22 protein-coding genes are annotated in these 22,005 nt (G+C 71.9%); 8 read left to right on the top strand and 14 right to left on the bottom strand.

The window, feature by feature from the left end; translation table 11 throughout:
* The first annotated feature begins 3 nt into the window (after positions 1–3).
* A complete protein-coding gene (locus BLV05_RS15465) occupies positions 4–714 on the top strand; it encodes a flavin reductase family protein (protein WP_063932582.1) in 711 nt (236 codons plus the stop codon).
* Positions 715–742: 28 nt separating this feature from the next.
* On the opposite strand, the gene BLV05_RS15460 is transcribed toward BLV05_RS15465, so the two are convergent.
* The 5 genes from BLV05_RS15460 to era form a co-directional block, all read right to left on the bottom strand.
* A complete protein-coding gene (locus tag BLV05_RS15460; protein WP_197683668.1) occupies positions 743–1,174 on the bottom strand; it encodes a type II toxin-antitoxin system VapC family toxin in 432 nt (143 codons plus the stop codon).
* Entirely contained in the window at positions 1,171–1,419 is a 249-nt protein-coding gene (locus BLV05_RS15455; protein WP_046769959.1) for a type II toxin-antitoxin system Phd/YefM family antitoxin, read from the bottom strand. The genes BLV05_RS15460 and BLV05_RS15455 overlap by 4 nt, the downstream gene beginning before the upstream one ends.
* A 56-nt stretch (positions 1,420–1,475) precedes the next feature.
* Positions 1,476–3,041, bottom strand: coding sequence for a D-alanyl-D-alanine carboxypeptidase/D-alanyl-D-alanine endopeptidase (gene dacB, locus BLV05_RS15450; RefSeq protein ID WP_052762647.1), 1,566 nt, complete (start codon positions 3,039–3,041; stop codon positions 1,476–1,478).
* A 69-nt stretch (positions 3,042–3,110) separates the two neighbouring features.
* Positions 3,111–4,853, bottom strand: a complete 1,743-nt coding sequence (leuA, locus tag BLV05_RS15445) for a 2-isopropylmalate synthase (protein ID WP_046769863.1) — start codon at positions 4,851–4,853, stop codon at positions 3,111–3,113.
* 147 nt (positions 4,854–5,000) lie between these two features.
* Entirely contained in the window at positions 5,001–5,930 is a 930-nt protein-coding gene (gene era, locus BLV05_RS15440; RefSeq protein WP_046769864.1) for a GTPase Era, read from the bottom strand.
* Between the two features lie 103 nt (positions 5,931–6,033).
* On the opposite strand from era, the gene BLV05_RS15435 reads away from it, so the two are divergent.
* Together BLV05_RS15435 and BLV05_RS37020 are read left to right on the top strand one after the other, a co-directional pair.
* Positions 6,034–6,360, top strand: coding sequence for a DMT family transporter (locus tag BLV05_RS15435; RefSeq protein WP_046769961.1), 327 nt, complete (start codon positions 6,034–6,036; stop codon positions 6,358–6,360).
* A complete protein-coding gene (locus tag BLV05_RS37020) occupies positions 6,360–6,929 on the top strand; it encodes a TetR/AcrR family transcriptional regulator (RefSeq protein WP_046769865.1) in 570 nt (189 codons plus the stop codon). Before BLV05_RS15435 ends, BLV05_RS37020 begins: the two co-directional genes overlap by 1 nt.
* Before the next feature lie 688 nt (positions 6,930–7,617).
* Here the strand turns inward: BLV05_RS37020 and BLV05_RS15425 are convergent.
* The 6 genes from BLV05_RS15425 to BLV05_RS15400 all read right to left on the bottom strand — a co-directional run bounded on the left by BLV05_RS15425 (position 7,618) and on the right by BLV05_RS15400 (position 13,562).
* Entirely contained in the window at positions 7,618–9,828 is a 2,211-nt protein-coding gene (locus BLV05_RS15425) for a zinc ribbon domain-containing protein (RefSeq protein WP_152690842.1), read from the bottom strand.
* Between the two features lie 72 nt (positions 9,829–9,900).
* Positions 9,901–10,242: a cytidine deaminase gene (locus BLV05_RS15420; protein WP_046769867.1), complete on the bottom strand. Its 342-nt coding sequence runs from the start codon at positions 10,240–10,242 to the stop codon at positions 9,901–9,903.
* Entirely contained in the window at positions 10,239–11,606 is a 1,368-nt protein-coding gene (locus tag BLV05_RS15415; RefSeq protein ID WP_082155384.1) for a hemolysin family protein, read from the bottom strand. Before BLV05_RS15415 ends, BLV05_RS15420 begins: the two co-directional genes overlap by 4 nt.
* Complete coding sequence (gene ybeY, locus BLV05_RS15410; RefSeq protein ID WP_046769868.1) at positions 11,606–12,070, bottom strand: rRNA maturation RNase YbeY; 465 nt, start codon at positions 12,068–12,070, stop codon at positions 11,606–11,608. The genes BLV05_RS15415 and ybeY overlap by 1 nt, the downstream gene beginning before the upstream one ends.
* Complete coding sequence (locus tag BLV05_RS15405) at positions 12,067–13,101, bottom strand: PhoH family protein (RefSeq protein ID WP_052762648.1); 1,035 nt, start codon at positions 13,099–13,101, stop codon at positions 12,067–12,069. Before BLV05_RS15405 ends, ybeY begins: the two co-directional genes overlap by 4 nt.
* A gap of 113 nt (positions 13,102–13,214) precedes the next feature.
* A complete protein-coding gene (locus BLV05_RS15400; RefSeq protein ID WP_046769869.1) occupies positions 13,215–13,562 on the bottom strand; it encodes a histidine triad nucleotide-binding protein in 348 nt (115 codons plus the stop codon).
* A 165-nt stretch (positions 13,563–13,727) separates the two neighbouring features.
* Between BLV05_RS15400 and BLV05_RS15395 the strand changes: the two genes are divergently transcribed.
* From BLV05_RS15395 to BLV05_RS15385, 3 genes are all read left to right on the top strand, one after another.
* Positions 13,728–14,789, top strand: coding sequence for an LCP family protein (locus BLV05_RS15395; protein WP_046769870.1), 1,062 nt, complete (start codon positions 13,728–13,730; stop codon positions 14,787–14,789).
* A 94-nt stretch (positions 14,790–14,883) separates the two neighbouring features.
* On the top strand, positions 14,884–15,393 hold the full coding sequence (locus BLV05_RS15390) for a SigE family RNA polymerase sigma factor (protein ID WP_197683667.1): 510 nt from the start codon (positions 14,884–14,886) through the stop codon (positions 15,391–15,393).
* Between the two features lie 10 nt (positions 15,394–15,403).
* A complete protein-coding gene (locus tag BLV05_RS15385; RefSeq protein ID WP_152690843.1) occupies positions 15,404–16,429 on the top strand; it encodes a Gmad2 immunoglobulin-like domain-containing protein in 1,026 nt (341 codons plus the stop codon).
* Between the two features lie 4 nt (positions 16,430–16,433).
* On the opposite strand, the gene BLV05_RS15380 is transcribed toward BLV05_RS15385, so the two are convergent.
* From BLV05_RS15380 to hrcA, 3 genes are read right to left on the bottom strand one after another with little or no spacing between them, the layout of a single operon-like run.
* Positions 16,434–17,171 carry a 16S rRNA (uracil(1498)-N(3))-methyltransferase gene (locus BLV05_RS15380; protein WP_046769965.1) on the bottom strand — a complete coding sequence of 246 codons (738 nt, stop codon included), beginning with the start codon at positions 17,169–17,171 and terminating at the stop codon, positions 16,434–16,436.
* Positions 17,168–18,307: a molecular chaperone DnaJ gene (dnaJ, locus tag BLV05_RS15375; RefSeq protein ID WP_046769872.1), complete on the bottom strand. Its 1,140-nt coding sequence runs from the start codon at positions 18,305–18,307 to the stop codon at positions 17,168–17,170. The genes BLV05_RS15380 and dnaJ overlap by 4 nt, the downstream gene beginning before the upstream one ends.
* A 12-nt stretch (positions 18,308–18,319) precedes the next feature.
* The gene (gene hrcA, locus BLV05_RS15370) at positions 18,320–19,342 is read right to left on the bottom strand and encodes a heat-inducible transcriptional repressor HrcA (protein ID WP_046769873.1); all 1,023 of its coding nucleotides are present in this window, start codon (positions 19,340–19,342) and stop codon (positions 18,320–18,322) included.
* A gap of 357 nt (positions 19,343–19,699) precedes the next feature.
* Here hrcA and BLV05_RS15365 point away from each other — a divergent pair, with 357 nt between their 5' ends.
* Complete coding sequence (locus tag BLV05_RS15365) at positions 19,700–20,344, top strand: TetR/AcrR family transcriptional regulator (protein ID WP_046769874.1); 645 nt, start codon at positions 19,700–19,702, stop codon at positions 20,342–20,344.
* Positions 20,345–20,415: 71 nt separating this feature from the next.
* Positions 20,416–21,915, top strand: coding sequence for an MFS transporter (locus tag BLV05_RS15360; RefSeq protein ID WP_046769966.1), 1,500 nt, complete (start codon positions 20,416–20,418; stop codon positions 21,913–21,915).
* Positions 21,916–22,005: the final 90 nt, after the last annotated feature.

Genomic DNA, 22,005 nt, shown 5'->3' with positions numbered 1-22,005 from the left:
CCCATGTCCGTCACCGCCGACACCTTCCGCAGCGTCTTCCGCCGGTACGCGACCGGGGTCGTGGTCATCACGGCCTCGGCCGCCGGCCGGCCCGCCGGCCTGACCGCGACGTCGCTGGCGTCGGTGTCGCTCGACCCGCCGCTGCTGTCGTTCGCGGTGTCGGAGTCGGCGTCGGCCTGGCCCGCGTTCGCCGCCGCGGGGTCGGTCGTCGTCAACTTCCTCGACGCCGACCAGCACCACATCGCGACCCGGTTCGCCACCAGCGGGATCGACCGGTTCGCCGCCCCGACGGCGTGGTCGCGGCTGGCCTCCGGCGAGCCCGTGCTCGACGACGCGCCGTCGCACCTGCGGGCGCAGGTGACGCACCGCCTGCCGGTCGGCGACCACGTCATCGTCGTCGCGCGGGTGATCGACGCGGCGGTGACGGCGGCCCCGGCCACCGCGCCGCTGGTCTACCACGCGGGCGCCTACAGCACCGTCGCGCCGGCCTCAGCCGCCGGTGAGTTCGGCGATGCGGGCCGCACCGTCCGCCGCGTCGAACCGGAAGCCCATCCGCTCGAAAACGGCCCGCCGGCCCGCGACGTCGCCGGCCGGATCGAGCCGGAGCCCCAGCCACCCGGCCCCGGTGGCCGCCCGGGCCCGGACCGCGAACGCGCGCACCGCCCGGGCGCCGTGGCCGCGGCCGCGAGCGGCGCGGTCCACCACGACCAGTGACACGAACGCCGGTGCGAGCACTGTCAGGTCAGGCGGCGGCCAGCACCCGGACGTGACCCTGGGCGCCGTAGTCGAGCAGCGCACGGTCGGCGGTGACGAGGGTGGCGTTCAGGATGCGCGCGGTCGCGACGATCATCCGGTCGGCGGGATCGCGCGGGAGCTCGCCGGGCAGCCGGGTGCTGGCGACGGAGATCTCCGGCGCCATCGGCACGATGTGCAGCGCCGGGTGCGTGGCGACGAGCTCGACCCAGGTGCCGATGTCGCGGTAGAGCTGAAGCCGTCCCTTTGCCGCGAGCATGGACACCTCCCAGAGGCTGATCGCCGACAGCTCGGCGCCGTACTCGTACGACGCGTTGGTGATGACCTGCCGGACCTCGCGGGACAGCCGCTCGTCACCGGCCAGCATCCACACCAGCACGTGGGTGTCGAGCACGACGTGGGTCTTGCCCTCCTCGATCACCGTCCCGCGTCCCACTCCTCGTCGATGGGCGCGATGAGGTCGTCGTACCGGCCGATCGACCCGGCCAGCGCGCCGAACAACGGCGTCGGCGGAGCGACCGGGACCAGTCGGGCCACCGGCCGGCCCCGCTTCGTGACCGTGACAGGCCGCCGGGTCTGTGCGACCTCGTCGAGCAGCTGCAGGCACACGGCCTTGAACCGGCCGGCGGCGATCTCGTCGCCCGAAGGTTCCATGGTCATCGTCATGCGTTCATGGTCACAGCTCATGGTCACGACGTCAAACGCATTCGCGCAGCCGGCGATCAGCAGGCCTTGACCCACGAGCACTCGACGTCGTCGGGCAGGTCGACGGACGGGACGTCCACGCTGGTGACGCGGGCGGCCCCGTCCTCGGTGTGGGTGGCCAGCCGGACGGCGATGCGGTCCTCGAGGTCGCTCGGCTTGCCGCTGAGGTAGTCGTTGAACACGATCGAGAAGACCAGCCGCCGGCCGTCGGCGTCGTCGACGTAGCCCGACAGCGACGACGCGCCGGTCAGCGAGCCGGTCTTGGCGTGGACGTTGCCGGCGGCCGGCGTGCCCGCCATCCGCGAGCGCAGCGTGCCGCCGACGAACCGGTCGGAGACGCCGGCGATGGGCAGCGCCTCGTACCAGACGTCGAACCAGGGCCGGTCCTGCGCGGCGACCAGCAGGTCGGCCAGCTCGGCGGCCGGGATGAGGTTGCGCCGCGACAGCCCGGAGCCGTCGCGGTTCGCGATGGTGGCGGTGTCGACGCCGTACTCGGGCAGCTCCGCGCGCAGCACGGCCAGCCCGGCGGCCCACGTGCCGGCGCCGGAGACCTCGCGGCCCATCGCCTTGATCAGCACCTCGGCGTGGCCGTTGTTGCTGAGCTTGAGGAACGGCACCAGCAGCTCGCTCAGCGGCATCGACTCGTGCTCGGCCAGCACGGTCGCGCCGGACGGGGTGGTGCCGCGGCCGATCCCGCCGGTGACCCGGACGCCCTCGGCGGCCAGCGCCTTGACGAACACGTCGGCGGCGTAGTCGGTGGGCTCCTCGACGCTGGCCCACTCGCTGGCGCCGTTGCCGCCGGCCGCGACGGTGCCGGAGACGACGATGCGGTCGCTTCCGTGCTCGCGCTCGACGGAGACGGCGTTGCTGGCGCCGGTGGTGGCCCCGTTGACGATGGTGACGGCGTCGGTGTCAGGGGTGAGCGTGACGAGCGCCGGGTCGCCGGCGGCCGCGCCAGGATCCACGTTGACGATGACGGTGCCGGCGTCGTAGTCGGTGTCCGGCGCGACGGTCAGCGCGGAGACCGGCGCCGCGTAGTAGTACGGCTCGTCGTCCCAGGCCCAGTCGTTGCCGAGCCGGACGTCGTCGAACCAGGTGTCGTCGGCCAGCACCCGACCGGAGACCACGCGGACCCCGTCGTCGGCCAGCTGGGCGGCCAGCTCCGCGTAGTCCGACGCCAGCAGCGTCGGGTCGCCGGTGCCGCGCAGGTACACGTCGCCGCGCAGGATCGGCCCGGTCCGCTGCCCCGTCGTCGCGACGATCGTCGCGAAGGTGTGGTCGGCGCCGAGCACGTCCAATGCGACCGCCGACGTCAGCAGCTTCTCGTTCGACGCCGGCATCAGCCGCTGGGCGCCGTCGTGCTCGTAGAGCGTCTCACCGGTCGCGGCGTCGCGCACGACGACGGACGCCTGACCGCCGTCCAGCCGCGGATCGGCGAGGATCGCGTCGAGGTCGGCAGTCAGGGCGTCGTCGGCCGGAGCCGCATCGGGCTCCGCCGCCAGCAGGTGTGAGGCGACGTTCCCCGTCACGACCAGCGCGGTGGCGCCGGCGGTGACGGCCAGAGTGCGGGTCCAGCTGGCCATCGGGTGCTCCTCGGCATCGGGGGTGATCGATCCGGCGAGCGTTGACGATGGTCTATACCTCTGGTGCTGTCAAGAGTCGCGGCGAGCGACCGATCGGTTGACGGCGCTGACGATGGCCTTGAGCGAGGCGGTCACGATGTTCGGGTCGATGCCGACCCCCCAGAACACCTCGCCGCCGACCGAGCACTCGAGGTACGCGGCCGCCTTCGCGTCGGCGCCGGACGTGAGCGCGTGCTCGGCGTAGTCGAGCACCCGGACGTCGTGGCCGATGCTGCGCAGCGCGTCGGTGAACGCGTCGATCGGGCCGTCGCCGCTGCCGTGCAGCACCTGCCGGACGCCGTCGACGTACACCCCGACCTGGAGGGCGTCGCGCTCCCCCGCCGCCGACGACGTGTGCACCGAGTTCAGCGCCAGCGGCGTGTCGCGCTCGAGGTACTCGGCGCGGAACACCTCGCCCATGCGCGCGGGCTCGACCTCGCCGCCCTCGCCGTCGGTGAGGCCCTGGACGACGCCGGAGAACTCGATCTGCAGGCGGCGCGGGAGGTCGAGCTGGTGCTCGCTCTTCATGATGTAGGCGACGCCGCCCTTGCCGGACTGCGAGTTCACCCGGATGACCGCCTCGTACGTGCGGCCGACGTCCTTCGGGTCGACCGGCAGGTACGGGACCTCCCAGAGGTGGTCCTCGACCGCGACGCCGGCCTCCTTGGCCTCGCGCTCGAGCGCCTCGAAGCCCTTCTTGATGGCGTCCTGGTGACTGCCGGAGAACGCGGTGTAGACGAGGTCGCCGCCCCACGGGTGCCGCTCGGGCACCGGCAGCTGGTTGCAGTACTCGACCGTGCGGCGGATCTCGTCGATGTCGCCGAAGTCGATCCGCGGGTCGATGCCCTGCGTGAACAGGTTCATGCCCAGCGTGACGAGGTCGACGTTGCCGGTGCGCTCGCCGTTGCCGAACAGGCACCCCTCGACGCGGTCGGCGCCGGCCAGCAGCCCCAGCTCGGCCGCCGCGACCCCCGTCCCGCGGTCGTTGTGCGGGTGCAGCGACAGGATCATCGACTCGCGGTGCGGCAGGTTGCGGTTCATCCACTCGATGGAGTCGGCGTACACGTTCGGCGTCGCCATCTCGACCGTCGCCGGCAGGTTGACGATCATCCGGCGGTCCGGCGTCGGCTGCAGGACGTCGGCGACGGCGCCGCAGATCTCCGCCGCGTAGTCCAGCTCGGTGCCGGTGTAGGACTCGGGCGAGTACTCCCAGTAGATCTCGGTGTCCGGGGTGATCGCCTCGGCGTACTTCTGCGCCGACCGCGCACCCGACGTCGCGATGTCGGTGATGCCGTCGCGGTCCAGGCCGAACACGACGCGGCGCTGCAGGATCGACGTCGAGTTGTAGAGGTGCACGATGGCCTGCTTCGCGCCCACCAGCGACTGGAACGTCCGCTCGATGAGGTGGTCGCGGCACTGCGTCAGCACCTGGATGACGACGTCACCGGGGATGTGCTCGCCCTCGATCAGCTCGCGGACGAAGTCGAAGTCGGTCTGGCTGGCGGCCGGGAAGCCGACCTCGATCTCTTTGTAGCCCATGCGTACCAGCAGCTTGAACATGCGCATCTTGCGCTCGGCGTTCATCGGGTCGATGAGTGCCTGGTTGCCGTCGCGCAGGTCGACGGCGCACCACTGCGGCGCGGCGGTGATGCGCTTGGCAGGCCAGGTGCGGTCGGGGAGGTCGACGACGATCTGCTCGTGGAAGGGCCGGTAGCGCTCGACGGGCATACCTGACGGCTGTTGCGCGGGCGGCCAGACGTTGACGATGGTCATGGCGGAAAGGCTCCTGCTCGGGAGGGTCGGACAGAGCGCGACCGGCAGCGCGAACTCACCGCGATGAGGGAGCCGGTCTAGCGGACCCCATCGCGGCAGCTAAGCAGGAGGCTGAAACGCCGCACGAAGAGAGACTCTAGCACTGCCTCAGAAACCCAGGCGGCCCAGCTGCTTGGGGTCGCGCTGCCAGTCCTTGGCGACCTTGACGTGCAGGTCGAGGAAGACCGGGGTGCCGAGCAGCCGCTCGATCTGCGTCCGCGCCTGGGTGCCGACGTCGCGCAGCCGGGTGCCCTTGCGGCCGATGACGATCGCCTTCTGGCTGTCGCGCTCGACGTAGAGGCTGGCATGGATGTCCAGCAGCGGCCGGTCGGCCGGGCGGTCCTCGCGCTGGATCATCTCCTCGACGACGACGGCGATGGAGTGCGGCAGCTCGTCGCGGACGCCCTCGAGCGCGGCCTCGCGGACCAGCTCGGCGATCAGCGTCTCCTCCGGCTCGTCGGTGAGCTCGCCGTCGGGGTACAGCGGCGGCCCTTCCGGCAGCTGGGCGAGCAGCAGCTCGGTGAGCAGCTCCACCCGGTCGCCCTTCGTTGCGGAGACGGGGACGACGTCGGCCCACTCGATGCCGGCCTCGGTGCCGAGCGCCGCGACGGCGGTGAGCTGCTCGGCCAGCCGGCTTGCGCTCACGCGGTCGGTCTTCGTGACGACGGCCAGCTTCGGCGTCCGCCGGAGCGCGGCCAGCTCGCCGGCGATGAACCGGTCGCCCGGGCCGACGGCCTCGTCGGCCGGGACGCACAGCCCGATGACGTCGACCTCCGCCCACGTGGTGCGGACGACGTCGTTGAGCCGCTGGCCCAGCAGCGTGCGCGGCCGGTGCAGCCCGGGGGTGTCGACGATGACCAGCTGGCCATCGGGCCGGTGCACGATGCCGCGGATGGCGTGCCTGGTGGTCTGCGGCCGGTTCGAGGTGATCGCGATCTTCTCGCCGACTACCGCGTTGGTCAGGGTCGACTTGCCCGCGTTGGGCCGCCCGACGAAGCAGGCGAAGCCGGAGCGGAAGCCCTCGTAGTCACCGATCACGGTGTCGAGTCTCCCACCTCCGGTCCCGTCGCGGAGCCGAGTTGTACACTCGTACCAGTTTTATGGTACAGTCGTACAGGAATTGAAGTATGAGGAGGACATCATGGCGTGGCTCTACGTGATCGTCGGCGGGCTGTTCGAAACGGCCTTCGCGGTCTCGCTCAAGGAGTCCAACGGCTTCACCCGACTCTGGCCGTCGCTGACCTTCGGCGTCACGGTCGTCATCAGCATGCTGCTGCTGGGCCTGGGCCTGCGCGAGCTGCCGGTCGGTACCGCGTACGCGGTCTGGACCGGCATCGGCGCGGCCGGCACGGCCATCGTCGGCATGCTGTTCTTCGACGACCCGGCGACGTTCCTGCGCATCGCGGCGATCGGGCTCATCGTGTCCGGCGTGATCCTGCTGAACCTCGCCGGCGGCGGGGCACACTGATGGCGACCGCCAAGGGCGAGCAGCGGCGCGCCGCCCTGGTCCGGGCGGCGGCCGACCTGCTGCTGGACGGCGGGCTGGAGGCCGTGAGCCACCGTGCGGTGGCGGGCAAGGCGGGCGTGCCCCTGGGCGCGACGACCTACTACTTCGCCGACTTGACCGAGCTGCGCCGCGCCGCCGTCGAAGCCCTCGCCGACGCCGACGTCGCCCGCATGTCCGCCGCCGTCGAGGCACTGCCGGCCCGGCGGCGGGGCGCAGCTGCGGTGGCCCGGATGATCGCCGCCCTCCTGACGCCGGACGAGTACGGCGCGCTGGTCGCGTGGTACGAACGCTACGTGCTGGCCGCCCGCGAGCCGCTGTTCGCGGCGGCCGCCAAGCGCACCAACGCGGCGGCGCGCGAGAGCGTGGCGGCCGTGCTGGACCACTCCGGCCTCGCCGCCGACATACCGCCGCACGTGGTCCTGGCCGTGGTCGACGGCGCGGTCCTCGGCGCCCTCGCCGACGGCGCCGGCCTGACCGGCGTGCGCGACGCTGCGGCCGATGCCCTCACCGTGGTGTTGGACCGCAGCTGACCAGGTGCCACGGTTCGGCGGGGGTTTGCCGAGTTGGGCGTCCCCCCTGCTGCCCATTTTCTTAGCCGCGCACCCGCGCCTCAAGCGGACAATTTGGAGCGCTTCGCGCGGCGATGACCGCTTGACCCGCGCGCACGCGGCCTAAGAACGGGCAGCTATCAGGGGGACGGGGAAGAACCGGGCACAGCCCGACCGTTCGCGCCGTTCGCCCGATTTGCGGCGTTGGCGTCCTGGGTCTGAGGCGCGTCCTGGGTGTGAGGCGCGCCGAACCGGCGAAACAGGCCCGAAAACGCGACTCACACCCAGGACGCGCTCCACACCCACGTTGGTAAGGCCGGGGTCCTGGTCTGCCGTTACGTCCTGGCCCCAAGTCACGCCACCAGCCCCGAACCCGCCCTTTCGCGTAACGGCAGACCACGACGTCACACCAGACCAGGACCCGCCCGTCGCCACACCCCCCCGTCCCCCTGATAGCTGCCCGTTCTTTAGACCGGGGACGCGCGGGTCAAGTCCAGAGCCCCCAACCACAGACCACCGCAACCAGCAGAGGCGTCGGACTTGAGGCGCGCGTCCCCGGCTAAGACCATGGGCAGCAGGGGGACGGCCAACTCGGCAACACCCCGGCGCACTGACAAACAAACGACGCCGGCCTGGGCGTGAACCCCGGCCGGCGTCGGTGTGTGTCAGCTCAGCGGCCGCGACGGCGCAGCGCTTCGTCGATCTCGGGGTCGCCGAGCTGGCTCAGCCAGGTCAGCAGCTCCGGGTAGGTCGACGGGTTGGCGGCGACGTACTTGCGCAGCCCCGGCTCCTGGGCAGCGATGTCGGCCAGCGTCTGCAGCGGGGTGTTCGGGTCGAGCGCCGTGCGGGCGTCGAACCCGGACCCCGGCAGGCCGGCGTCGGAGACGGCCGGCTGGTCGACCCGGGTGGCCGGCTCGACCCGAGGCTGGTCGATGCGGGTGGCGGTGTCGTCGGCGCTGGACTGGCCGACGGCGAGGACGCTGATCGGGCCGGGCTTCGCCTCGCCGAGCAGGCCCTCGCCGCCGCCGGGGGCACCGGTGACGGTCTTGGCCTCGCCGGCGGGCACGGCCGGGCTGGCCGGCACCTCGCCACCCTTGGCCGCGCCGTCCGTCCTGGCCGCCGCGTCCGCCTTGGCGTCGGCGGCCTTGGCCTCGGCCGCCGCCTTCGTCTCGGCGGCGTCGGTCTTCGCGTTCGCGGCCTGCGTGGCAGCCTCGGCCTTGGCCTCGGCGGCCTGCGTCTTGGCGTCCGCCTTGAGCTCGGCGGCCTGGGTCTTCGCCTCGGCGTCGCGTTCCGCGGCCGCGGCCTTCGCCTCGGCCGGGCGGGCCGCCGCGGCTCCGGCGGCCGCCGCGGCGGCTCCGGTCGCGACCCCGCTGCCGGCGGGCGCCGCCGCCGTCGTCGTGGCCGAACCGCTGCCGCCGCCGTTGCCCGGCAGCACGCTGCTGAAGCTGAGCTGGCTGGCGCCGATCGGGCCGTACTCGGCGCGGACCGACGGCGGCGCCGTCAGCACCACGAACAGCGCCACCCCGAACCACCACAGCACGCTGATGATCGTCGCGTCGGCCTCGGACACGATCGTCTCGTCGGAGGCGCCGAGGATGGCCGCGATCACGATGCCGAGCAGGATGAACACGCCGCCGACCACGACCGCGATGGCCCGGCCCGCGTTGGCGTCGCGGACCAGAGCGTTGCGGCCGACCAGGGCCGCCAGCGCCAGGATCAGCATGAGCACGAGCACGACGATGCCGATGCCGCGGCCGTCCTCGACCGCGATGATCTGCAGGACGTACAGGACGACACCGGCGGCGGCCACGAGCATGGACAACTCGAGCATCCGCGCGCCGACGGCGGACCAGTACGCCGCGCCGGGCGTCTGCTGGTACTGCGACCGCAGGCCGGGCGCGGCCGCCGCGACGGCGAGCGCCGGGACGAGGATCAGCCGCGGCCCGAACGTGCTGAGGCTCCACGCGTCGGACATGGTGGCGTCGGCGCCCATCTGCCACACGCCGACGAACAGCGCCACGACGCCGAGCAGCAGCAGCACGTCGCGCCAGGCGGCGTCGCCGCGCAGCACGCCCAGCAGCGGGAGCGCGACCAGCGCGAGCGACAGCAGCATCGCGACGATGAGGTAGGTGACGACTTCCCACTCGAGGCCCTCGGCGGAGTCGGTGAGGAACGTGATGAGGCTGACCACCGTCAGCAGCGCGAACAGCCCGCCGATGCCCAGTGCGACCCACCGCCAGAGCGGTCCGTCGCCGGTCGGGGTCTGCTCGGCCTCGCGGCCCTGCGCCGCGAGCAGCGCGCCGGCCAGGCCGAAGGCGATGCCGACGCCCACGCCGTCGCCGCCGTTCTCGCCGACGTAGCCGAGCACCAGCGTGATCAGCACGACCACGACGTACGGCGCGTTGGCGGCGAGGCGGGCCAGCCGCAACTCCGCGGTGCCCCACGACGGCGGCAGCACGCCGCCGCGCTTCAGGTAGGGCAGCGCCAGCGAGATGACGGACAGCAGCGTCACCAGGACGACGTAGACCTTGCCGGTGGCCGAGTCCTCGAGGTCCCACGGCATGCCGAACGAGACGAGCAGGAGCACCAGCGCGACGATGTCGCGGGCGTAGTCCAGCACCGGGATGTCGGCGAACGGGTTGCGCGCCGCGCCGCCTGGCGCGGCCGCCCCACCGGGTAGACCCACCCCACCAGGCGCGGACGCCGCTCCGCCCGGCGTCGTGCCGGGTGCGGACGGGCCACCGGGCGTGGACGAACCGCCCGGCCCGGCCGGCGCCTGAGCAGGCGTCTGGGCCGCCGCGGACGCCGGCATCGGCGCACCGCAGTTGCCGCAGTACGCCGAGCCCGTCGCCGGCGCCCCGCAGTTGCTGCAGAAGTTCATTCGTATCTCCGTCTTCGGTCGGTCGCCTCGGAGGTCGAACGGCCGCACGTTAGCGCACTCGGATGAGGATGGCTACGAACGCAGCGCCGTAAGCGGCGTGCCGTCGGGACCAGCGACGTAGACCGGTATACCCGGTCCGCCGAGATCCGACACCACCGCGGTGTCCACACCGGCGGCATCACCGGTGGTGACGACCGCCGCCGCCTCGAGTCCGGTGGCCCCGCTGGACACCGCCGAAGCGACGGCCAGCTGCAGCGCGGTGAGGCGTAGCGACGGCAGCGCGACGTCGGCGGCGGCGTATGTGCGGCCGTCGGCGTCGCGGACCGCCGCGCCGGCGGGTGCGCCGGTGCGTGCCCGGGCGGACCGGGCCAGGGTGAGGATCTTGGCGTCCTCGGGGTCGAGTGCGTCGCTCACGCATGCTCCTCGTGCGGCTCGCTGTCGGTGACCTGAACGAGCCGGCTCACCCTGACGGTTCCGATGCGGTTGCGGCGGCCGGACGGACCCTCCGCGACGAGGTGCAGCCCGGCGACGTCGGCCTCGGCTCCGGCGATGGGCACCCGGCCCAGTTGCTTGGCCATGAGGCCGCCGACGGTGTCGACGTCGTCGTCGGACAGCTCCAGGCCGAACAGCTCGCCGAGGTCGTCGATGTGCAGCCGGGAGCTCACCCGGACCACGCCGTCGTCGAGGGTCTCGATGCCGTCCTCGTCGGAGTCGTACTCGTCGGTGATCTCGCCGACGATCTCCTCGAGGATGTCCTCGATGGTGACCAGGCCGGCGGTGCCGCCGTACTCGTCGACGACGACGGCGACGTGGATGCGCTGCGCCTGCATCTCGCGCAGCAGGTCGTCGGCCGGCTTGGAGTCCGGTACGAAGAACGCCGGCCGGAGCACGGACCCGACCCGCTCGACGGACTCGGCGTCGCGGTTGTCGTAGAGCCGGCGCGCGACGTCCTTGAGGTAGGTGATGCCGACGATGTCGTCGAGCCCGCCCGGCCCGACCGCGGGGATGCGGCTGAACCCGCTGCGCAGCGCCAGCGACTGGAACTGCCGCAGCGTCTTGTTCGCCTCGATGAACACGACGTCGGTGCGCGGCACCATGACCTCGCGGACCACGGTGTCGCCCAGCTCGAAGACCGAGTGGATCATCTGCCGCTCGCCGGACTCGATGATGCGGCCGGCCTCGGCGAGGTCGACCAGCTCGCGCAGCTCGGCCTCCGTCGCGAACGGCCCTTCGCGGAAGCCCTTGCCCGGGGTGAGCGCGTTGCCGAGCATGATGAGCAGCTTCGGGATCGGGCCGAGCACGCGCGTGACGCTGAGCAGCAGGCCGGCGAAGGCCAGCGCGACGCCCTCGGCGTGCTGGCGGCCCAGCGTGCGCGGCGCGACGCCGATGACGACGAACGACACGACGACCATGCTGCCGGCGGCGACCAGCAGCGTCTGCCACCACGGGTCGAAGTACTCTTCGCACACCACCGCGACCATGACGACCGCGGCGACCTCGCAGGCCATGCGCAGCAGCAGCGCGGTGTTCAGCGCCGGGACGGGGTCGGAGGCGACCCGCACCAGGGCGTCGGACCCGCGGCGGCCGGCGCGGTGCAACTCCTCGGCGCGGCTGCGCGAGATGGTGGTCAGCGCCGCCTCGGACATCGCGAACAGCATCGCGACGACCACCAGCACCGCCGCCGAGACCAGCAGCCAGACGGTGGACGCGCCACCCGCGGTGGTGGACGAGTCCGCGGCGGCGGCCAGCGTGGCGGCGGGCAGCGGTGAGGCGAACATCAGCGGCCGCCTCCTCGGGCGTTCCGCCAGTCGGTCAGCAGCTGTTTCTGCAGCCCGAACATCTCCTTCTCCTCCTCAGGCTCGGCGTGGTCATAGCCGAGGAGGTGGAGGATGCCGTGGGCGGTCAGCAGTTGCAACTCGTCCTCGGTGCTGTGACCGGCGGCCTTGGCCTGCGTGGCGGCGACGTCGGGGCAGAGCACGACGTCGCCGAGCAGGCCGGGCTCGGGCTCGGCGTCGTCGGGCGTGGGCCGCAGCTCGTCCATCGGGAACGACAGCACGTCGGTGGGGCCGGGCTCGTCCATCCACTGCACGTGCAGCTGTTCCATCGTGTCGGTGTCGACCAGCAGGACGGCCAGCTCGGCGAGCGGGTGGATGCGCTGGTGGTCGAGGACGAACCGGGCGAGGTCGGACAGCGTCTTCTCGTCGACCTCGGCGCCGGACTCGTTGTTGACCTCGATGGTCACGGGCGCCGGCCGGGAACGCGCGACCGCCCGTTGCCCTGCGCCGCCTCCTGCACGGCGTCGTAGCGGGTGTACGCCTCGACGATCTCGCCCACCAGCCGGTGCCGGACGACGTCGCGGCTGTTCAACCGGCAGAAGTGGACGTCCTGGATGCCGTCGAGGATGCCCTCGACCACCCGCAGGCCGCTGGTGGTGCCGGCCGGCAGGTCGACCTGGGTGACGTCGCCGGTGACGACCATCTTCGACCCGAAGCCGAGCCGGGTGAGGAACATCTTCATCTGCTCGGCGGAGGTGTTCTGCGCCTCGTCGAGGATGACGAACGCGTCGTTGAGCGTGCGCCCGCGCATGTACGCCAGCGGCGCCACCTCGATGGTGCCCTCGGTCATCAGCCGCGGGATCGAGGCGGGGTCCATCATGTCGTGCAGCGCGTCGTACAGCGGCCGGAGATACGGGTCGATCTTCTCCGACAGCGTGCCGGGCAGGAAGCCCAGCCGCTCGCCCGCCTCGATGGCCGGCCGGGTGAGCAGGATGCGGCTGACCTGCTTGGCCTGCAGCGCCTGCACGGCCTTGGCGACCGCGAGGTACGTCTTGCCGGTGCCGGCCGGGCCGATGCCGAAGATGACGGTGTGGTGGTCGATGGCGTCGACGTAGCGCTTCTGGTTCAGCGTCTTGGGCCGGATGGTGCGCCCACGACTCGACAGGATGTTGGCGGTCAGCACCTCGGCCGGCCGCTCGCCAGTGCGGGCGCGCAGCATGGACACCGTCCGCTCGACGGCCTCGGGCGTCATGCCCTGCCCGGTGCGCAGCACGGCCACCATCTCGTCGATGACGCTCTCGGCCTCGGCGATGTCGCCCGGCCGGCCGGTCATCGTGATCTGGTTGCCGCGCACGTGGATGTCGACGTCGGGGAACGACGACTCGACGACCTTGATGAGCTCGTCGGCCGAGCCGAGCAGACTCACCATGGAGATGCTCGTGGGTACGACGATGGTGTGCTGGGCGGCCTGCTGTTCGGCCTGTTCTGTCTTCGTCATGGGCGGCCTCGCTGGGCCTGTCACGCCTGCTTCCCGTCTCGATCGCGCTGTTCAGTGGATGGGTTGAATGCTACCCGTGAGCGCTGACAAGTCATGCGGATTTGTCCCTGTGCTCAGCCGGGCGGCCAGGTCATCGCGCGTCCGCCGAGCACGTGTGCGTGCACGTGGAACACCGACTGACCGGCCTGCTCCCCCGTGTTGAACACCAGCCGGTACGCCTCGATTCCCTCGCCGGCCGCGACGGCGGCGGCCGTCCGGACCAGTTCGGCCAGCGTGTCCGGCGCGGCGGCCGCGAGCGACGCGACGTCGCGGTGGTGCTCGCGCGGCACCACCAGCACGTGGGTGGGCGCCTGCGGCGAGATGTCGCGGAACGCGAGCGTGTGCTCGGTCTCGCGCACGACGTCGGCCGGGATCTGCCCGCCGGCGATCTTGCAGAACAGGCAGTCCGCGTCTCGGGTCACTCGTGCCTCCGGTGGTTCGGGTAGCTGGATGGTAGGGCACTGAGGTGACGCGGTCGTGGACCCGTGCAACCGGCCTGCCGTGCCGGGCGTCATCTCACTGAGGGGCCACCGCCGGGCGGGGTGTCCTCGCCGCGTCGTCGCCGCCCGACCGTACTCTCTGGAGCCATGTCGAACCCGCCCGAGGACCCGCAGCCCGACTCGTCCACCGACGCCACGCCGGCCGAGCCGCCGCGCAAGCGCCGGCGCAACCGCCGGATCCTCGTGATCGTGCTGGTGACGCTGGTGGCGTTGCTGCTCGCGGTGGCCGGCGGTGCGTTCTACTTCGTGAACCGGCTGTCGTCGAACATCGAGCGGATCCCCGACGCGTTCGACATCCCCGAGACCGCGCGCCCGGCCGAGCTGCCCGGCGACAGCATCACGTTCCTGCTGGGCGGGTTGGACGGTGCCGACAAGGTCGACGTGTACGAGCCGGGCGCGGCGCGCACCGACACCATCATGCTGGCGCACTTCCCGGAGGGCCGCGACCGCGGCTACCTGATCTCGATACCTCGCGACACCTGGATCGACATCCCCGGCCACGGCCGCAACAAGATCAACGCGGCGTACTCCTTCGGCGGGCCGGCGCTGTTCGTGCAGACCCTCGAGGAGCTCACCGGCATCCGGGTCGACCACCTGGCGCTGATCGACTGGAACGGGTTCGAGGCGCTCACCGACGAGTTGGGCGGCGTCACCCTGACGTTCGACCAGGAGACCCCCCTCGCCGACGACGAGGACCCGCTCCCGCCCGGCACCCACACGCTCACCGGCGAGCAGGCGCTGCAGTACGTCCGCGACCGCAAGGACCTGCCCGGCGGCGACTTCGACCGCGTCAAACGGCAGCAGAACTTCCTCCGTGCGCTGATGAACGAGCTGATCTCGTCCGGAACGCTGACCGATCCCGGCAAGATCAACGGCATCGCCGGCGCCATCGGCCAGGCCGCTCGCGTCGACGAGGAGCTCAGCGCGTTCGGCATGGTCGACCTCGCGCTGTCCATGCGCGACCTGCGCGCCGACGACATGACCTTCCTGACGGTGCCCACCAACGGCACCGGCATGGAAGGGGCACAGAGCATCGTCGTCTACGACGAGGAACGCGCAGGTCAGCTGTGGACCGCGCTCGCTGAGGACGACATGGACGCGTTCCTCGCCGCCAACCCCGACCTGGTCACCGGCACCGACCTCGAGTGACCATGTTCGGCTGAAGATCACCGAGCCGATCCCCTACGGTTGGGCGCGCATCGGTAAACCGGCACCGCCGGCAACGCGTCAGTAGGGGTATGTGGTGCAAGACAGGACCGGGTCCGAGGCCGACGAAGCGATCACGGACCTCTACGCGGCGCACTATGTCCGCCTCGTCCGGCTGGCCACGTTGCTCCAGGGCGACGAGGCCGTCGCCGAGGAGGTCGTCCAGGACGCGTTCGTGGCCCTGCACCGCAGGTGGCGACGGCTGCGCGAACCGGCCGCCGCGGTCGGGTACCTGCGCACGTCCGTCGTGCACGGCTGCCGCTCGGTCCAGCGCCGCCGCGGGGTGGTGGCCCGTCATCCGGAGGAGCCGCCCGGCCACGCGCCCAGCGCCGAGCAGGTCGCCGTCGGCGGCGCCGCCGCTGACGCCGTCGTCGACGCGCTGCGCGGGCTGCCCGAGCGCCAGCGCGAGGCGCTCGTCCTGCGCTACTACGGCGGGTACTCCGAGTCGGAGATCGCCGGCGCGATGAAGATCAGCAACGGCGCGGTCAAGAGCCATGCCTCACGTGGGCTGGCCGGGCTGCGCGCGGCGATGACGGACTGGTCGTGAGGAGGCAGCGGTGAGCACGCCAGAGAACTGGACACCCGAGGAGCAGCGGCTCCACGACGCACTCCACCGCGCCGCTGAGCGGTCGCAGCCGGGCCCTGACGGCCTGGCCCGGATCAGGAGGAGGACGGCGGTGGTTCCGATGTGGCGACGACCGGTGGTACTCGGGCTCGCGGGGGCGACGGCCCTGGCGGCCGCGGTGATCGTGGGCGGCGCGATCGCCCTGAACAACGACGACGACGCTCCCGTCGCCTCGCAGACGTCCACCTCGCCGGCGCCTTCGCCGAGCGAGACGCCGACCGAGACGGCCCCGCCGCCGACGTCGGCGACCGAGACCACCCCGCCGGCGACGCAGTCATTGTCGGTGCCGGTGTACTACGTGGCCGACTCCGGCGACGGCCTGCGGCTGGTCCGCGAGTTCCACACCGTCGAGACGTCGCTGTCGCCGATCGCCGCCGCCGTGAACGAGATGCTGACGGCGCCGCCGGCCGACCCCGACTACACGTCGCTGTGGGAGCCTGGCGTCGAGGTGACGACGGCCGAGATCGGCGACGGCGCCATCGACGTCGACCTGAGTGCACCGCCGACGGTCGGCGAGGATGCCGATCTCGCCGCCCAGCAGCTGGTCTACACGGCGACGGCCGCGGCCGCGGCCGCTCAGCTGGACGGCTCGTTGCCGGTCCGCATCACGGTCGGCGGCCAGGACCCCAGTGAACCCTTGGCGCGGGCCGACCAGCTCGAGGTGCGGCAGCTGGTGCAGCTCAACAACCCGGCCGAGGGTGCGGTCGTGAGCAGCCCGGTGACCGTCGACGGCGAGGCCGCCGTGAACGAGGCCAACGTGCTGTGGGAGCTGCGCCGCGACGGCGAGGTCGTCGACAGCGGGTTCACGTCGACGACGGAGTGCTGCACGTTCGCGGAGTTCTCGATGGCGCTGGACCTCGAACCGGGCAGCTACGAGATCGTCATGAGCGAGGAGGACGTGTCCGGCGGCGAGGGCCGCCCGCCGATGAGCGACAGCCGCACGTTCACCGTCGAGTAGCCGCCTAGGCCCAGCGCGGCGTGCGCGCGAGCACGACGCCGGCGGCGACGGTGCCGGCGGTCGAGGTCCGCAGCACGGTCGGGCCGAGCCGGGCGACGACGGCGCCAGCGGCGGCCAGCCGGTCCAGCTCGTCCGGCGCCACCCCGCCCTCGGGGCCGACGATCAGCAGGATGTCGCCGTCGGCGGGGAGGTCGAGGGCGCCGAGCGGCGTGGTGGCCTCCTCGTGCAGCACGACGGCGAGCGCGGCGGCCTCCACGCGGCCCGCGAGCGCCGTCGTCGGCATCGCGTCGCCCACGGCCGGCAGCCAGGCGCGCCGCGACTGCTTGCCGGCCTCGCGCGCCGTCGACCGCCAGCGGCGCAGCGCCTTGTCGCCGCGCTCCCCCGTCCACCGGACCACGCACCGCTGCGCGGCCCACGGGAGGATCTCGTCGACGCCGACCTCGGTCATCGTCTCGACGGCGGTCTCGCCGCGGTCGCCCTTGGGGATCGCCTGGGCGACGACCACCCGCGGCCGCGGCTCGGGCACGTCGACCCGTTCGGTGACCTCGCAGGTGAGGCCCTGTTTCGACGCGGCGACGACGACGCAGCGGGCCAGCTGCCCGGCGCCGTCGGTGAGCTCGACCGCCTCGCCGGGCGCGATGCGACGCACCACCGCGGCGTGCCGGCCCTCGTCGCCGTCGAGGACCACGACGTCCGACGCGCGCAGCGCCGCGGCGTCGGCGAGGAACACCGGAGCGGTCAGTTGAGCCCGTCCTTGAAGGCGTCGCGGATGCGGGTGAAGAAGTTGCCGTGGCCGCCGGCGGCGCCCGGCCCCTCGACCCGTTCCTCGCCGCGCAGCCCGGCCAGCTCGCGCAGCAGCTCCTCCTGCCGGGCGTCGATCTTCGTCGGCGTTTGCACTTCGACGTGGATCAGCAGGTCGCCGCGGCCGGTGCCGCGCAGCTTGGGGACGCCGCGGGCGCCGAGCTTGATGATCTCGCCGTGCTGGGCGCCGGGCCGCACCTCGACCGTCGTCAGGCCGTCGAACGTCTCGAGGTCGACGCTGGTGCCGAGCGCGGCGGCGGTCATCGGCAGCTGCAGCGTGCAGTGCAGGTTGTCGCCGTTGCGGGTGAACACCGGGTGCGGTGTGACGGCCAGCTCGACGTAGAGGTCGCCGGCCGGGCCGCCGCCGGGGCCGACCTCGCCCTGGCCGGTCAGCTGGATGCGGGTGCCGTTGTCGACGCCCGCCGGGATCTTGATGGTGAGCGTGCGGCGGGTGCGGACCCGGCCGTCGCCGGAGCACTCGACGCACGGGTTCGGGTTCACGGTGCCGAAGCCCTGGCAGGCCGGGCACGGGCGGGTGGTCATGACCTGGCCGAGGAACGAGCGCTGCACCTGGCTGACCTCGCCCTGCCCCTGACACGTCGGGCAGGTGACCCGGGTGGCGCCCTTCGCGGTGCCCTCGCCGTGGCAGACCTCGCACACGACGGCGGTGTCGACCTGCAGCTCCTTGGTGGCGCCGAACACGGCGTCGGCCAGCTCGACCTTCAGCTGCACCAGGGCGTCCTGGCCGCGGCGGACCCGGCTGCGGGGGCCGCGCGCGTTGGTCCCGCCGAAGAAGGCGTCCATGATGTCGGTGAACGAGAACGCGCCGCCGAAGTTGCCGCCCGCGCCGCCGCCGCTGGCCAGCGGGTCGGCGCCGAGGTCGTACATCTCGCGCTTGCGGGGGTCGTTGAGGACCTCGTAGGCCGTGACGACCTCCTTGAACCGCTCCTGCGTCGCCGGGTCGGGGTTGACGTCCGGGTGCAGCTGGCGGGCGAGGCGGCGGTACGCCTTCTTGATCTCCTCGCTGGAAGCGTTCTTCTGCACGCCGAGGACTTCGTAGTAGTCGGTGGTGGGCACCCTGTGTCTTCCCTAGTGAGCCGCGAGAATCTTGCTGACGTATCGAGCAACGGCGCCGACCGCCGCGATGGTGCCGGGGTAGTCCATGCGGGTCGGCCCGACCACACCCATGCTAGCCAGGGCGAGTTCGCCCGGCCCGTAGCCCGAGGTGACGACGGACGTGGCCGAGAGTCCGGTCTGCGCGTTCTCGGCGCCGATGCGGACCCGGACCGGGGTGGGGCTGGTGGCCTCGCCGAGCAGCCTGAGCAGCACGACGTGCTCCTCGAGCGCCGACAGCAGCGGCTCGAGCTCGTGGTCGAACTCCTGGCCGTAGCGCGCGAGGTTGCCCGTGCCGGCGACGGCGACCCGCTCTTCGTGCCGCTCGATGAGCGTGCTGAGCAGCGTGGCCGTGACCGCGGCGACGGTGGCGCGGTCCTCGGGGCCGAACCGCTCGGTGAGCTCGGTGACCTGAGCCTCGACGGCGGCGAAGTCCTGGCCGACGACGAGCGCGTTGATACGCGCCCGCAACTCGCCCACCAGGGCGTCGTCGGCGTCGGACGGGAGGTCGACGACGCGCTGCTCGACCCGGCCGGTGTCGGTGATGAGCACCACCAGCACCCGCGCCGGCGCCAGCATGACCAGCTCGACGTGGCGCACGGTGGACCGGCTCAGCGACGGGTACTGCACGACGGCGGCCTGGCGGGTCAGCTGCGCGAGCAGCCGCACCGTCCGCGACACGACGTCGTCGAGGTCGACCGCGCCGTCGAGGAAGGTCTGGATGGCCCGCCGCTCCGGCGAGGACAGCGGCTTCACCGTCGACAACCGGTCGACGAACAGCCGGTAGCCCTTGTCGGTGGGCACCCGGCCGGCGCTGGTGTGCGGCTGGGCGATGTAGCCCTCGTCCTCGAGCGCGGCCATGTCGTTGCGGATGGTGGCCGGCGACACACCGAGGTGGTGCCGGTCGACCAGCGCCTTCGACCCGACCGGCTCCTGGGTGGCGACGTAGTCCTCGACGATCGCCCTGAGGACGTCGAGCTTGCGATCATCGACGGACAACCGAGCACACCTCCCGCCGCGCTTTGGCACTCGACCCTGGCAAGTGCCAATTCTACGTGGTTGCGGCCCCTTCCGTCTTTCCTCGCAGGTCACGGGACAGGGCGGGTCGCACCGTCGCGTGCGGGCGCCGACTTTGTCAGTGGCGGCGCGTAGGTTGAAGGTGCTGGACATCCGGGTTGCGGCCCACCGCGGCGGGCCACTATCGGCAGATGTGATGCAGGTCACATCTGGCGCGGGAAATATGTGGGGATGCCTTCCCCGTTTGAGATTACGTCAGGCTGATCCGGGGATGCAGTCCCCGGTTCGGGAAACGGGGAGAAGATCTCCGTTTCGTCGGTACGACTCGAAAGGGGAATCATGGGCGGCATGGCGACAGCCGAGCGCAGGGGACAGCCGGCACGCGTCGACGCCACCCGCAACCGTGAGCGCATCATCGCCGCGGCCCGTGAGGCGTTCGTCGAGCAAGGCCCCACCGTGCCGCTGGACGCCATCGCACACCGGGCGGGCGTGGGCAACGCCACGCTGTACCGGCACTTCGCCGACCGGCACGAGCTCATCCATGTCGTCGCGTCGTACTCGCTGGCGCGCATCACCGAGCAGGCCGAATCGGCGCTGGCCGAAGAGACCGACGCGTTCGAGGCGCTGCGGCGCTTCGTGCACCGCGCCGCCGACGAGCGGGTCGGGGCGCTGTGTTCGCTGCTGTACGAAGGCTTCGACAAGAACGACCCGCACGTGGTGGCGGCCCGGCTCCGCATGGAGGCGGTGGTCACCGAGCTGATGGACAACGCGCGCGAGTCCGCTCAGCTCCGTCCCGACGTCGGCATCGGTGATCTCATGGTCGCGATCACCCAGCTGACCCGTCCCGTCGCCGGCACCGCATGCGTTCACGTCGAACGCTTCATGCACCGGCATCTCCAGATCTTCCTCGACGGCCTGCGTGCACCTGCCCGCTCGGAGCTGAGCGGCACCGCAGTCACGTTCGAGGAGCTCGAAACCCGATAGCTCGCAGCCGGGCCGACGACGGTCCCGACCCTCGATCAGCAACTTCTCGCACACCTTGATTGGACTTCGTCATGCCTGAAACACATCTGCCTGATCCCAGGCGGTGGAAAGCGCTCGCGTTCATCTCCATCGCGCAGCTGATGATCGTGGTGGACGGCACGATCGTGAACATCGCGCTCCCGTCCATCCAGTCCGACCTCGGCATCTCCGACGCCAACCGGCAGTGGGCCATCACGGCGTACGCCCTGGCCTTCGGCGGGCTGTTGCTGCTCGGCGGTCGCATCGCCGACATGTGGGGGCGTAAGAACACGTTCCTGGTCGGCCTCATCGGCTTCGCCGGCGCCTCGGCTCTCGGCGGCGCGGCGGTCAACGAGCTCCTGCTGTACGCGTCGCGCGCCCTGCAGGGTGCCTTCGGCGCGCTGATGGCGCCCGCGGCGCTCTCACTGCTGGCCGTCATGTTCACCGACGGCAAGGAACGCGCCAAGGCGTTCGGCATCTTCGGTGCCATCGCCGGTGGTGGTGCGGCCCTCGGCCTCATCCTCGGTGGCGCGCTCACCGAGTACCTCGACTGGCGCTGGGTGTTCTTCGTCAACCTGCCCATCGCGGCGGTCGCCTACATCGGCACTCTCGCTCAGGTGCAGGAGCCCGAGGGCACCCGGAACCGTTCGCCGCTCGACATCCCCGGCACGCTGCTGGGGACGCTGGGCCTGGTCGCGCTGGTCTACGGCTTCACCCGCGCCGAGTCCGAGAGCTGGACCGAGTCCGGGACCGTCGCGATGTTCGTCCTGACCGCCGTGCTGCTGGTCGCGTTCGTCCTGGTGGAGCGGAAGGTGAAGGCGCCGCTGCTGCCACTGCGGGTCGTCCTCGAGCGCAACCGCGGCGGTGTCTACCTCTCCCTCGGTCTGGCCATCATCGCGATGTTCGGCCTGTTCCTGTTCCTCACGTTCTACATGCAGGCCGTCAAGGGGTACAGCCCGATCCGCAGTGGCGTCGCGTTCCTGCCGATGGTCGCCGGCATGATCATCGGCTCCACCCAGATCGGCACCCGGCTGATGACCCGCGTGCCGGCGCGCTACCTCATGACGCCCGGCCTGCTGCTCGCCGCCGTCGGTATGCTGATGCTGACCCAGATGGAGGTCGACAGCTCGTACGTCGCGCTGCTGTTGCCGGCGCAGATCCTGCTGGGTATCGGCCTCGGCACCACGTTCATGCCGGCCATGAGCCTGTCGACCTATGGCGTCGAGCCGCGCGACGCGGGCATCGCCTCGGCGATGATCAACACGTCGCAGCAGGTCGGCGGCGCCATCGGCACGGCGCTGCTGAACACCATCGCGGCCAGCGCCACCACGGCCTACATCAGTGCGAACATCGGCGGCGCGACGTCGCCGGAGCTGGTGCAGCTCGAGGGCATGGTCGACGGCTACACGACCGCCATCTGGTGGGCCGTGGGCATCCTCGTGGCGGCCGCGGCCATCGCGTTCGCCGCGGTCAACGCCAGCCCTGACAGCGAGCAGGCGGCGTTCGACGAGCTCGACGGCGAGGGTGAGGCCGCGCCGGCCATGATCCACTGACCGGCACACCCACGCCGACCCAAGACTGGGGCCCCGCCGGATACCGGCGGGGCCCCTGCCATTCCTGGCGCGGTTCCCTGCCATGTCCGA

Source organism: Jiangella alkaliphila (assembly GCF_900105925.1).
GTDB lineage: Bacteria > Actinomycetota > Actinomycetes > Jiangellales > Jiangellaceae > Jiangella > Jiangella alkaliphila.
Note: the sequence above shows the minus strand (reverse complement) of the source record. Positions and strands in the feature narration are given on the sequence as shown.

Coding starts and splice junctions, on each gene's coding strand:
- BLV05_RS15465 (WP_063932582.1), top strand. CDS start 4: ATGTCCGTCACCGCCGACACCTTCCGCAGCGTCTTCCGCCGGTACGCG.
- BLV05_RS15455 (WP_046769959.1), bottom strand. CDS start 1,419: ATGACGATGACCATGGAACCTTCGGGCGACGAGATCGCCGCCGGCCGG.
- dacB (WP_052762647.1), bottom strand. CDS start 3,041: ATGGCCAGCTGGACCCGCACTCTGGCCGTCACCGCCGGCGCCACCGCG.
- leuA (WP_046769863.1), bottom strand. CDS start 4,853: ATGACCATCGTCAACGTCTGGCCGCCCGCGCAACAGCCGTCAGGTATG.
- BLV05_RS15435 (WP_046769961.1), top strand. CDS start 6,034: ATGGCGTGGCTCTACGTGATCGTCGGCGGGCTGTTCGAAACGGCCTTC.
- BLV05_RS37020 (WP_046769865.1), top strand. CDS start 6,360: ATGGCGACCGCCAAGGGCGAGCAGCGGCGCGCCGCCCTGGTCCGGGCG.
- BLV05_RS15425 (WP_152690842.1), bottom strand. CDS start 9,828: ATGAACTTCTGCAGCAACTGCGGGGCGCCGGCGACGGGCTCGGCGTAC.
- BLV05_RS15415 (WP_082155384.1), bottom strand. CDS start 11,606: ATGTTCGCCTCACCGCTGCCCGCCGCCACGCTGGCCGCCGCCGCGGAC.
- BLV05_RS15405 (WP_052762648.1), bottom strand. CDS start 13,101: ATGACGAAGACAGAACAGGCCGAACAGCAGGCCGCCCAGCACACCATC.
- BLV05_RS15395 (WP_046769870.1), top strand. CDS start 13,728: ATGTCGAACCCGCCCGAGGACCCGCAGCCCGACTCGTCCACCGACGCC.
- BLV05_RS15365 (WP_046769874.1), top strand. CDS start 19,700: ATGGGCGGCATGGCGACAGCCGAGCGCAGGGGACAGCCGGCACGCGTC.
- BLV05_RS15360 (WP_046769966.1), top strand. CDS start 20,416: ATGCCTGAAACACATCTGCCTGATCCCAGGCGGTGGAAAGCGCTCGCG.